The sequence below is a fragment of the Clostridium sp. TJA032 genome (assembly GCF_058310275.1).
This window is the reverse complement of sequence record NZ_JBZEFB010000001.1, coordinates 304,037-315,631: the sequence shown is the minus strand read 5'-3', so window position 1 is coordinate 315,631 and position 11,595 is coordinate 304,037. Positions and strand designations below refer to the sequence as shown.

The 11,595-nt window shown below is 25.7% G+C and carries 10 protein-coding genes; 2 read left to right on the top strand and 8 right to left on the bottom strand.

All coding sequences use genetic code 11. From position 1 onward, the window contains the following. The first annotated feature begins 65 nt into the window (after nt 1-65). Entirely contained in the window at nt 66-581 is a 516-nt protein-coding gene (locus AC4FRL_RS01375) for a GNAT family N-acetyltransferase (RefSeq protein ID WP_491138214.1), read from the top strand. Between the two features lie 510 nt (nt 582-1,091). On the opposite strand, the gene AC4FRL_RS01370 is transcribed toward AC4FRL_RS01375, so the two are convergent. From AC4FRL_RS01370 to AC4FRL_RS01360, 3 genes are all read right to left on the bottom strand, one after another. Then, nucleotides 1,092-1,328 carry a branched-chain amino acid ABC transporter substrate-binding protein gene (locus AC4FRL_RS01370; protein ID WP_491138213.1) on the bottom strand — a complete coding sequence of 79 codons (237 nt, stop codon included), beginning with the start codon at nt 1,326-1,328 and terminating at the stop codon, nt 1,092-1,094. Between the two features lie 443 nt (nt 1,329-1,771). Continuing rightward, nucleotides 1,772-6,439: a S8 family serine peptidase gene (locus AC4FRL_RS01365; RefSeq protein ID WP_491138212.1), complete on the bottom strand. Its 4,668-nt coding sequence runs from the start codon at nt 6,437-6,439 to the stop codon at nt 1,772-1,774. 455 nt (nt 6,440-6,894) lie between these two features. Continuing rightward, on the bottom strand, nt 6,895-7,422 hold the full coding sequence (locus AC4FRL_RS01360; protein ID WP_491138211.1) for a hypothetical protein: 528 nt from the start codon (nt 7,420-7,422) through the stop codon (nt 6,895-6,897). Nucleotides 7,423-7,774: 352 nt separating this feature from the next. Between AC4FRL_RS01360 and AC4FRL_RS01355 the strand changes: the two genes are divergently transcribed. Then, nucleotides 7,775-7,948: a hypothetical protein gene (locus AC4FRL_RS01355; protein ID WP_491138210.1), complete on the top strand. Its 174-nt coding sequence runs from the start codon at nt 7,775-7,777 to the stop codon at nt 7,946-7,948. A 70-nt stretch (nt 7,949-8,018) separates the two neighbouring features. Here the strand turns inward: AC4FRL_RS01355 and AC4FRL_RS01350 are convergent, their stop codons facing one another. From AC4FRL_RS01350 to AC4FRL_RS01330, 5 genes are all read right to left on the bottom strand, one after another. Beyond that, nucleotides 8,019-8,576: a hypothetical protein gene (locus tag AC4FRL_RS01350; protein ID WP_491138209.1), complete on the bottom strand. Its 558-nt coding sequence runs from the start codon at nt 8,574-8,576 to the stop codon at nt 8,019-8,021. A gap of 296 nt (nt 8,577-8,872) precedes the next feature. Continuing rightward, nucleotides 8,873-9,598, bottom strand: a complete 726-nt coding sequence (locus tag AC4FRL_RS01345) for a hypothetical protein (RefSeq protein ID WP_491139512.1) — start codon at nt 9,596-9,598, stop codon at nt 8,873-8,875. Between the two features lie 158 nt (nt 9,599-9,756). Then, nucleotides 9,757-10,431, bottom strand: coding sequence for a hypothetical protein (locus AC4FRL_RS01340; RefSeq protein WP_491138208.1), 675 nt, complete (start codon nt 10,429-10,431; stop codon nt 9,757-9,759). Between the two features lie 164 nt (nt 10,432-10,595). Beyond that, entirely contained in the window at nt 10,596-11,018 is a 423-nt protein-coding gene (locus AC4FRL_RS01335; protein ID WP_491138207.1) for a MarR family winged helix-turn-helix transcriptional regulator, read from the bottom strand. Nucleotides 11,019-11,123: 105 nt separating this feature from the next. Further along, nucleotides 11,124-11,588, bottom strand: coding sequence for a hypothetical protein (locus AC4FRL_RS01330; RefSeq protein WP_491138206.1), 465 nt, complete (start codon nt 11,586-11,588; stop codon nt 11,124-11,126). Nucleotides 11,589-11,595 lie beyond the last annotated feature (7 nt).

The window sequence follows — 11,595 nt, the reverse complement described above, 5'->3', positions numbered from 1 at the left end:
ACTTTAAAATCTCCTTTTTCTTAAAGTCCCTTATTTTTTTATTTTTAAAATAAAAGGAGGATAGTTTGGGTTATTTTAACCTTTTTTATTATATGAATATTAAAATTTATGAAATTGAAAGTTTTGAAGATTTAAATATTTTTTGGAATATGTTTTATAAATACATAAATCATATTTCTGAAAATAGTAATAGTTCTAAGGAGAAGATTAATTATTTTTTATCTAAAGAATATAAACTATCTTTTTTAGAAGCATTAGAAAGAGATTTTAACCCTTTAAAATTAGTATTTTTTAAAAATAATGAAGAGTTATTAGGCTTTGCTACCTATATAACTTACATTGATAAAAAAGGTAAAGCCTTAATTTTAGAATTTTGTATAAATGAAGATTATAGAAATAAAGGAATAGGAAAATTAGCCTTTAAAGAACTTGAAAAAAAATTAAAAAAAGAATGTGCTAAAACTATAGAATTAACCCCTACTAATCCTAAAAACAAATTATTTTGGTTAAATTTAAACTTCTCCAACTCTGGTATCTTTTACTATGATAATAGAGAAATATTAATAAAAAAAATAACCTAATAAAAATTTAATTATTAATGTATAGAAAATAAAATTCATGTCTACAATCTTAATGACTATAAAAAATACTATATTTAAGTTCAAACCTAAAACTTATGTTTTAAAATTATAAAACCATTAAAAATTTAAATGTGTATCTTAAAGCTCTCCTCTATTTTTAGTTACACATTTAAATTTTAACTTAAAGCAAAAATTCAAATTTACATAATTATACGAGATTTATATTAGAATAAATCATAAAATTTAAAGAAACTAAAGACTAACTTAAAATAAAAACATACAAACTAAAGAATTAAAAAACAAAAGAATCCTATAAATCACCCTAAATCTCCTTTAAACTAATCTTATATTAAATTTAAAAGCAAATATTTCTTTGTTTTTAAACTCCTTTTAGATATAAGGAAAGGCTTATTTAGCCTTTCCTTATATTTTTTTATTAAATAAAAAAATTAAAGAACATAAAAGTATTTTTTAAATATTTTTATGTTCTTTAATTTATATATAAAAACTCTAATCATCTATAGGAATTAAAATTGCATTTTGAATACATTTTGCTCCTTCAGGAGTTAAATTTTGATCTCTTAAATAATATTTTTTGTCATCTACTATTAAATGATAAAAATCTATTATTTTACAATCTCTATCATTTTTAATTAAGTATCTAACAACAGCTCTCATAAAATCGACTCTACTTAAAAAATCTTCATTAAAAGTTATTTTTATTTTGTCATTGCCTTTGTATAACATATTACAACACCCCTTTTAATAATAAAATCCTTTATAAAATGAATCATATTAATGTAAAGTCCTAAAAGATATTTTAAAAGCTATATTTTAAAAAGAGATAAATTATTTTGATAATTAAAAGCAAAATTCAAAACGCAGGACTTTATAAACGTTTACACAAGATAAAATAATTCACTTCAACTTATTTTGAATAATTATATAAATTTTCCTAAATAAGTCTATTTCTCTTTACACCTTTATTATACTACTCTAATTTCTTAATGTAAACATTTTCTGTAGAATATTTATAAATTTTATTAACTATTTATCATTATTTTTAATAAAAAGTATATACTTTTAAAGTAATTATTTTTTTCATAATAAAATTACTCATAATAGAAAAAAATAAAAGGCTATTTTAAATAAATAGCCTTTTAACTAAAAATCCCTTAAACTTCTATAAATTATTTATCTTTATTCTTTTTCTTTGTAAAAACAGCTCCTAAAGTAGCCATAATAACACCTAAAATTGATAAATAAGACCCTCCAAGAACTTGTCCTGTATTAGGTAAATTCCCTAATTTATCTAACATACTTTCTTCCTTACTTGCCTTTGAGTTATTCTCATCTTTAGAAATTTCAATTTCTTCCTTTGAATCATTTTTAGCCTCTGGTTTTTCTCCTATTAATTCCTCCTTAGGCTCATTATACTTTTTATCCTCCTCCTTATTTTCTTCATCTTTTAAGGAACTTCTATCTATAGAGAAATTAATTGTCTTTTCTAATTTATTTCCTGCTTTATCTAAGGAAACAATTGTTAAAACATACTGGCCTTCTTTCTCTATTCTATCTTTTCCATTATAAGTTTCACCATTTAAAGTATATTCTAAAGTTGCATCCTTATCATCAGTTTCAATAATTGGTGTAACTGCTTCTTTATAAACTTCTCCATCTTTTACACCTTCTACTAATATATTAGCTGGTGTTTTATCTATAGAAAATTTAATTTTTTTGCTAGATACATTCTTAGCCTTATCAGTTGCAGTAATATTTAAAAGATATTCTCCTTCATCCTTTATAAGAGATTTTCCATCATACTCTTTTCCATTTAAAGTATATTCTAAGGTTGCCTCTTCATTGGTATCTACCTCTAAAGAAACATCATTATTATAAACTTTTCCCTCTTCAATATTTTTAACTTGAATATTTGCTGGTGTTTTATCTATTATAAAATTACTTTTAACCTCTGTTTTATTTCCAGCTTTATCTAATGCTGTAACTATTAATTCATAATTACCTTCTTCTTTAATAGGAGTTTTTCCATCATATTCTTTTCCATTTAATAAATAAGTAATAGTAGCTTCTTCATTAGATGTAACCTTTGGTAAAACATCATAGTTATATATTCCTTTATCAGATACCCCTTCTAAGGTTACCTTTGGAGCATTTTTATCCACTTTAACAGTAAGCTTTCTTATGGTTTCATGCCCTAAAACATCAACAGCTCTTAATACTAAAACATCCCCATCTTTTACAGGCACATCATAAGAGAAATTTCTTCTTGTACTATCATTTCCTGGTTTAGCTCTATCTTCTACATCTAATTCCATAGTTCCATTTTTATAGAATTTATATCCTATAGTATTATCTTCAACAGTACCTTCAACCTTTATGCTATCTTCATTTGTTATAACAATTCCATCTTCTTTAACCTTTGGAGAAACTAAATTTATTATAGGAGCCTTAGTATCACATAATATACAACTTGCATAATTATAAATTTCTTTTCCATTTTTATCTTTAGCATAAATATTTACTTTATTCATACCTTCTTTTAATGAAATTTTATGAGCAAATGTTCCATCTTCATTAACTGAAACTTCTTCATTATTTATTTTAAATTCCTCTACAGGTCCTAATGAAATTCCTTTAACTACATATTCTGAAGAATTATCAACACTTAATGTAGTTTTTCCAAAGTTATCAGCAAAATTAATAATAGCTTCTGAAGACTCAACCTTTATATTCTTTGTAACTTCTCCTAAGTTAAAGGCTGTATCATTCATGTCAACCTTAACTTCATTTAAAGAATTATTTTTAAGTTTGACTTCACAACTATAAAGCCCCTTTTCCTCTTTAATAGGTGCTTGTACACTTTTTCCATTAACTGAAACAGAAGCTACTCCTGGAATAACAGAAACATTATCCTTCGCTGTCCATTGAAGAGTATAGTCAACTTCTTCTTCATCTTTATTTCCTAAAACTTTATCTTTAGAAGTTATTTCTATATTTGGCGCTGTAAGGTCTACCTTTACTGGAACAATAACTTCCTGCTCCTTAGCCCCATCATAGTCAACTTTAGATTTTATATTTAAATAATATTGACCTTCTTCTACAACTTCTTTTTCTCCTGTACTTTCGTTATATAATTTTCCATCCCAATTTAAATTTTCAAATAAATTAGGTGCTTTTCCACTTCCACTTGGTTCATTAAATTCTTCTTTTCTTATATAATCTTCATGTCCTATAAGACCTAAAGATTTTTTATCCTTATCTAAAAGTTCAACCTCTGTAACTCTAGCATTTCTTAAATAGTATAGGTATGGTGCTATTAAATCTCCATTACCATCACCATTTGGAGAAATTGCTATTTTATTTTCATCAACTACAAAATTTCCTTTTTCATCCTTATTTCCTAGACCTAACTTGTATCCCATTGCTCCATTTAAGTTAGTTAGAACCTCTGAAGGCACTATAAACTTTTGATTTTCTTTGTCCCAATTCATAGTCTCTATTATTTGGTCTTTACCCCAATCACCATAATATCCTATAAAAGGAACGGATAATGAAGGAACATCCTGTCCTTTTAATTTAATAAATCCTTCAACAAATCTATCCTCTGAAACAGCTTTTGGTATAGTTAATTTAACCTTTAGGGTTTCAGTACTATTAGGCTTAACTACTACCTTTTCTTTATCAAATTTAAGATTTGCCCCTTCAATATTTACATCATGAGACATAGTATTTAAGGTGTCGCTAGTTTCAGTTAATATTCCACCTAAATTTTCAACCTCATATATTGCATCTTTATCACCATAATTTTTTAAAGTTAAGATAAATTCCTTTTCATTTCCTATTTCTTTTAATGCTACAGTAGGACTTCCATTTTCATCTAAAACAACAACTTTATTTTTAAGAGCCTCTTCTATCTGCATAAGACCTGCTCCTTGTCTTCTTGGTGAGTATGGTATCTTAGGATTATTTTTATCCATCTCTATTTTAGAAGTACTTATAGCTGTATTTTTAGCTAAATCAACTAAATCTCTTCCCTTAAGATTTGGATTTTCTTTTTTAAGTCCTTCAACAATTAAAGCCTCTCCCCCTGCAACATGAGGTGATGCCATTGATGTACCTGTTTTTATTCCATACTTATTATCATTTAAAGTTGAATAGATATTTCCTCCTGGTGCAGAAATTTGAGGTTTAAAATCCAAACTAGGAGTAGGTCCCCAAGAAGAAGATTCAACAAAGTCTCCAGCATCATTACTATTTACTAAAATTTTCTCCTTAGTAAATTTCACCTTTGAATTTTCATCTATTACTTCTTTTAATTTTTCTCCATCAGAATTTTTAATAAAAACTGAAGGTATTGTTACCTTTTCATCTGTTGCCATGTTTATAAAAGATTCATCATTATCACCATTATAAACTATAACGCCTTCTGCTCCCGCTTCCTGTGCATTTAAATTTTTATCTATAAAGGTAATTTCTCCTCTTTTTATTAAAGCAATCTTTCCACTTAAGTCCTTATCCTTAAAATCTTCCTTTTTACCAAGTCCACAATCTACAATTTCAAAGTCCTTGTCTAAATTTAAAGTGCTTTCATCAGCTGACATCATAAATGGAACCTTATAATTTTCACCTTTAAGATTAAAAGATATTGTAGGTAATGGCATTTTACTATTATGATAATTTGCAACAGTTAAAGCATCCTTTGCAGTTCCTGGTGCCCCTACTAAACCAGTATCTTTTACATCAGGAACCTTATATGGTGCTGTAGAATATTGAGAATTTCCCGCTGCAACAACAACTACAACGCCTGCATCTACTGCTTTTTTAACTGCTATTTGCTCTGGGTCATCTTCCTTTTGAAAACCAGCTGATGAACCTAAACTCATATTTATTATATCTGCTCCTTGATTAACAGATTCCTCAATAGCTGCAACTATATCATCCTCTGAAGCCCCTTGTCTATTTGGATTATTAGAAAAAACTTTCATAGCAAGTAATTGTGCTTCAGGTGCTACTCCCTTTACAGCTTCGCTTTTTGAAACTTCTTCATCGCTACCATTAGCAGCAACTATTCCTGCAACATGCATTCCATGCATATCAACCTTAGGATGAGAATCTACTATATTTTCATTTTCATCTGCAAAGTTATATCCATAAGGCACCTTCTCAGTAAAATATTTACCTGGACCTTCTTTTAAGTCTTCCTTTTTAAGCTTAACCTTTGAAGAATCTGATACTCTCATATCCTTATGACTTGGGTCTATTCCTGAATCTATAATAGAAACAACCATACCTTCTCCATTTAAACCTAAGTCTTTCCATGTTTCAACAGCTTCTGTTAAATCCTTAGCTGAATTCATAGCTGGATAATATGTTTTAACCACCTTAACACTTTTTACACCATCTATTTTCTTTAATTCATCTATATCCTTTATTTTAGCATCAATACTAAAACCATTTATTAATGTTCCAAAGCTTTTATTTATCTTTTCTCCTGTAATTTCTTCTGCCTCATCCTTAGCATCCTTTTGTTCTTCTTTTACCTCTTGAATTTTTTCTTCAGAAGGCTTTTTATCTCCCTCTTTATTAGCTTCCTCAATAGCAGAAGGTTTTTCAAGTTCAACTATAACTCTTACAACTTCTTCAGGATTTTCATGCTTAAAATAAGCTTCATCTCTTGCAATACTTTCTAAATTTTTAACGGTATGACTTGTACCATTATTTACTTCCTTTGCTATAACCTTTGTTCCTACACTATTTGGCATAATAATTGATAATGCAACTAAGCCTGTAAGTGTTGAGGATAAAAATTTTTTCATATGTTTCTTTTCTTCTTTCATTAGAATTAGTCCCCCTTTTTAGTACTTTAAAATTTATATAAATCTTTAAATAATAAATTACTTAACTTGCCCCAAAAGTAATTTATTATAAAAAAATTTTAAGCTTTTAAATATAAGAAGTTTTTCTTTAGATTTACAAATTTATTCCTAAAGAGTATTTTTCTTAACAATTTGTTTATTTTTTTAATAGATTATACAATATTAGTTATTTTTTTAAAAGAATTCTTTTTGTTAATTTTTTATGAACAAATTTATAAAATTAGTCTTTAATAGGCATTATTACTTTAATTTACCTTAAAAATTATTTTTGAATTTTTTTCAATTTTATTTAAATTATCCTATTTTAAAAAACCCCTTATCATTATTAATAATTTATTAATAAATTATTAATAATGATAATAAAAATAAGCAAGAGTATAAATTTATATAATATAAATCTATAAACTTGCTTTTAATTAAAATCCCTTTCTAAAAGGTGGAAATAAATAATCATCCTTTTTCTTCAAAGATATTAAAACTTCCTCTCCTAAAATATCCTTACAGACAACAGTTCCTCTAAAAACCTTTAAATTATCATAAGCACCCATTTTTAAAAATCCCATAATAGCTTCCACTTTAGTGTCATAATAAGCTATAGGAACTTCTCTTTCTAATTCATCAATTTCCACTAAAATATATTTCTCTGAAATATATTTACACCAAGCATTTTCTCTATTCCAGTCTTCTCCAAACTTTTCCATTCTACTTTCGTAAAAATTTTCAACAATTTTTTTTATTTCAAAATCATTTTTTCTTCCTACTAATTCTTCCTTAAGTTTCATAACAGCATATCTAAGATAAAAAACCTTATCTACCTCATCTTCAAATTCATATAAATTAAGGTCAAAACCATAAATTTTATAAACTTCAGTAACTTTCTCATTTAACTTTTTAGAATCAATCTTAAAATTGCCATTTTTAGTTCTATATGTAGTAACACTCATTCTTGTTCTCCTTGTCTAGAAATAATACTTTCTAAAATATGTTTATTTCCTTTTTTAACTTTTTAAATCCTTTAATTAAATCTATTTTGTAAATAATATTCTTTTTTATTAACATTTTATTATTATATTTTATATGATAACATACTAAGTAAAACTTTACCAACTATCCATTTTTTCACCTTTTTAATATAAAAGCTTATTAAAGATACTAAACCTTATTATATAAATACCTTAACTCTCTTTATTTTTACTTTATATAAACTTTATAAAAAATATAAAGTTTATTATTGAAAAATCTCATAAAAAGAGGTATGCTTTTACTCAAATATAGTTTAAAAAGGAGTAGTAGAATTTGAAAAAATCTAAAGTTTCTAAGGATAAAATTAAAGATAATAAAACTTTTGAAATTTGTGAAATCTGTGGTGAAGAAATGATTGAATATCCCTTTGCCTACGACTATGATGCTGAAAAAAAACTTATTTTTAAATGTACTGTTTGTGGACATAAAAAAATAAAAAATATATAAATACATTTTTTATCTTTAATACATAAATATAAAAGGGCTTTAATCTTTTAAGATATAGCCCTAATTTTAATTATTTATTCTTTTCACTTTCAATAGCTAATATAGAAATAAGCTTTAATTTTAACTGTTCAAGCTTTTCCTTCTGCTCTCTTGTTCTAACTCTTCCATCTAAACTTTTAATTAAAATTATGGACTCCTCATAATTTTTATCTTCTATTAAAGACTCTAACTTATCCATATCATCCTTTATTTCTTTATCATACTTAGAATCTTCATCAATATTTTTCTCTAAAGTGTCTACACACTCCTTAAACTTTGGAAAATCCTTAGACCTATCCCCAATGTTTTGAAACTTAACCTCAGCTTTTCTTATCTGCCCCTCTTCTAAAGCCTTTCTAGATTCTAAATAATTTTCAACCATATTTTTTAATTCTTCTGCTTCTTCATTTTTAGGGTCTTCATCTAAAGCTAGTTCTAAGGAAACAATAGCCTTATCACATTGATTATCTTCAATTAAGTCCTTCCCCTTGCTTAAAGCCTTATTAGATTCTCTACTACAGGACATAATACTTAAAGATAAAATTGAAACAAAAAATCCTAAAACTAAATATTTAATACTTCTTTTCACCTAAAATAACCTCCAGAGTTAAAATAATATGACCTACTCTCATATAACCATAAAACATAGCTTATTAGTCCATTTTTTATAATACACCCATTTCCTTTTTATCCCATTTAAATATTATCATAATTTAAATAATAAGTAAATATTCTTAAGTAATAAAAAATAATAGTTAATAATAAGTAAATTTTAAAAATTTAAGAAAATCCCCCTTTAAAAATAAAAAAAATTAAAAAGAGTGATTTAAATTATTAAATCACTCTTTAAATATGTAAATTTATATGCTTTTAATATTTTAAAAATCATATCAATTTTATGTAAGAATTTAACTTAGATAATTCTATTTCACTTTTTATCTTGTAAACTCCATATATTCCTTCTACTGCTTTTCCTCCTAATTTATTAACCTTAAGCTGTATGCTTATTCTATCTTGTAATCCTTCTAAATCTTCATAGCCTTCACTTTTTATCTTTAAATAACATTCTCTAATTATTTTACAAAATTCTTTTGGTATATGTATCTTTCTAATAGCCTTAACTACTCCCTCTTTACCTTCTATTAAAATTATATAGAAAGTATATTCTAAATCCTTAGATAAGTAAAAACCCTTAGAAGAAAAATTTAAATCTACAGGAAAAGCACTACACTCTAAAAGTCCTTCTATAGAAAGAGTAAAACCTATAAAATCCCTAAATAGCCCAAATTCTTTTTTCGGATAAATTTGAAAACCTAAGCCAATTTTTCCATAAGTAATTGCCCTATAGTCTTCTATATTTGAATTATCCCATCTTAAAAAAAGGTTAAACTGATCCTTTTTTTCAAGAATCATAGCACTATCCCCTTTAATATCAATATAAAGCTTATCCCCTAAAGAAATTTCCTCCTCTTTATAATCTTCCTCATTGCAATAATTATTTAACTCCTCCTTAGCTCTTTCAAAGGAATTTAAAAATATTTCATCTTCAAAATCTTCAAATCTAATAAGTTCTCTGACGAAATCTTTTACATCTTTAAGCTTCTCATTCATCATAAAAACCTCCCCATTTATTACATATCATTCCATATCCATTATATACCATAATACCTTTTTGGTATAGATAGTAAAAGACCTTATAAAATATAAATAAATTTTAAACTTAAATAAATAAGCTTATTTTAATTTATATTAAATAAGGTCTAGTCTTTTCAAGCTTCTATATATTTATCTAAAATAGATTCCTCTGGTTCATCTGTAAAAGTATATAAACTAAAATTATCCTTAACATCCTTTGAACTTATACACTCAAATAATATAGAATTTAAATTTTCTAAATCTTCTAAAGCAGTTTCTCTATTATACTCTTTACTTTTAAAATCAACATAGTATTTTCTAATGATTTCACAAAGCTCCCTTGGAAAGCTAATATGTCTAATAGCTCTAATTATAGAATTATCATCTATTGCTATTATATTTAAAGAATAGTTTAAACTCTTTGAAAACTCAAATTCCTTAGGAGTAAAATTAAGGTCTAATCTCATATCACTATATTCAACGGCACCTTTTATAGACAGAGTAAACCCTACAAAATCATATTTAGTATTAAAGTCCTCTTTCCTAAAAAGTTGAAATCCAAAATCAACCTTTCCTTTACGCACTCCCTTAAAGCTTTTTTTAGACTCATTTTGAAATCTTAGGATAACTAGGAGACTATCCCTGTTAGTTAAAAGGCTAATCATATCCTCTGAAATTTCTATAGGAAACTTACACCCAACTTCTAAGTATGATTCATTTTCCTCTTTTGAATTTACTTCTTTAATAATATCCTTACCTAAAACCTGATATAAATAGTTTTTAAATTCAATATCAAATTCCTTTTCCATTCCTTAAGCGTCTCCTTTTATTTTAAATAATCTTCACCTATTATATATCAACCCTTAATTACTTACAAACCATATTTTATCCATTTTTACTTTAAAGGGCTCCTTTATTTAAAGAAAAAAACATTTAAGTTAATAATTACTTTTCTTAAATTTAACATATATTATTATTTTATTTTTTCCTTAATAAGTAAAAGTGTTTCTCTAAGCTTTTTAACCTCCTCTTCAGTAAAATTTTCAAAGACTTTATCAAAACTATTATTTATTTCTTCCTTAAAATTTCTTGCAAAGGCTAATCCTTTTTCAGAAAAAATTATATAAGTATTTCTCTTATCCTTTTCCTCTTTAATTTTCTTTACATAGCCCATATTCTCAAGCCTTGAAATAATTCCAGAAACAGTTCCCTTAGATAAAGACATTTCTTCACAAAGTTCCTTAACTGTAACTTTTCCCTTATGTGCAATCAATTTAATAACTGTTATCTGTTGATGAGTTAAACCACTTTTTCTAATTCCATCATTTACCTTACCCATAGTATTTGAATAAATTTCTTTTATTAATAAGGCTATCTCAAACGAATCAAAATTCATAATAAATTCCTCTTTTCTTAAAATTTTATATTCAATTATCCTCTCTATAAAATTAATGGCACATAAAGTTTTAAACCCTATGCACCATTAGTTTTTTATATTATATTAACTGATTTTATATTTTATTTTTATATTTTCAAAAGTGAAAAATCCTATAAAGAAATAAACTCCTGCTAAAAATAAAGCAGCTCCTAATCCCATATAGAAATCCCCTAAATATACGGGATTAAATATCTTAATATTTCTAACTGTTATACCAAAAAATATCATGAATCCCATTATTACATAGCTTTTAAAGTCAAAGAAAGAAAATACACAATGCTTTTCTAACTCACTATTTACTATTCTCTTAGTATGTTTTTTAAACATCTTACTAAAAATAAATTTAAAAAATATAAAAAATACTATAGCTGCAATAATTATAGCTACAATATAATTACCATGATTTGAAACAACATCGCTAAAACCTAAAGTAAAAACTCTAAATCCAGCAAAACACCAAACTAAACCTGCAACAAGAAATAAAATTTTTTTACTAACCCTTGGAGTAAACTTTTTTATTCCGTCCATAAATATC

What these genes read in the sequence shown, in the direction of transcription:
- AC4FRL_RS01370 (WP_491138213.1), bottom strand. Translation starts at nt 1,328, where the DNA reads ATGTTATACAAAGGCAATGACAAAATAAAAATAACTTTTAATGAAGAT.
- AC4FRL_RS01365 (WP_491138212.1), bottom strand. Translation starts at nt 6,439, where the DNA reads ATGAAAGAAGAAAAGAAACATATGAAAAAATTTTTATCCTCAACACTT.
- AC4FRL_RS01360 (WP_491138211.1), bottom strand. Translation starts at nt 7,422, where the DNA reads ATGAGTGTTACTACATATAGAACTAAAAATGGCAATTTTAAGATTGAT.
- AC4FRL_RS01345 (WP_491139512.1), bottom strand. Translation starts at nt 9,598, where the DNA reads ATGAATGAGAAGCTTAAAGATGTAAAAGATTTCGTCAGAGAACTTATT.
- AC4FRL_RS01340 (WP_491138208.1), bottom strand. Translation starts at nt 10,431, where the DNA reads ATGGAAAAGGAATTTGATATTGAATTTAAAAACTATTTATATCAGGTT.
- AC4FRL_RS01335 (WP_491138207.1), bottom strand. Translation starts at nt 11,018, where the DNA reads ATGAATTTTGATTCGTTTGAGATAGCCTTATTAATAAAAGAAATTTAT.
- AC4FRL_RS01330 (WP_491138206.1), bottom strand. Translation starts at nt 11,588, where the DNA reads ATGGACGGAATAAAAAAGTTTACTCCAAGGGTTAGTAAAAAAATTTTA.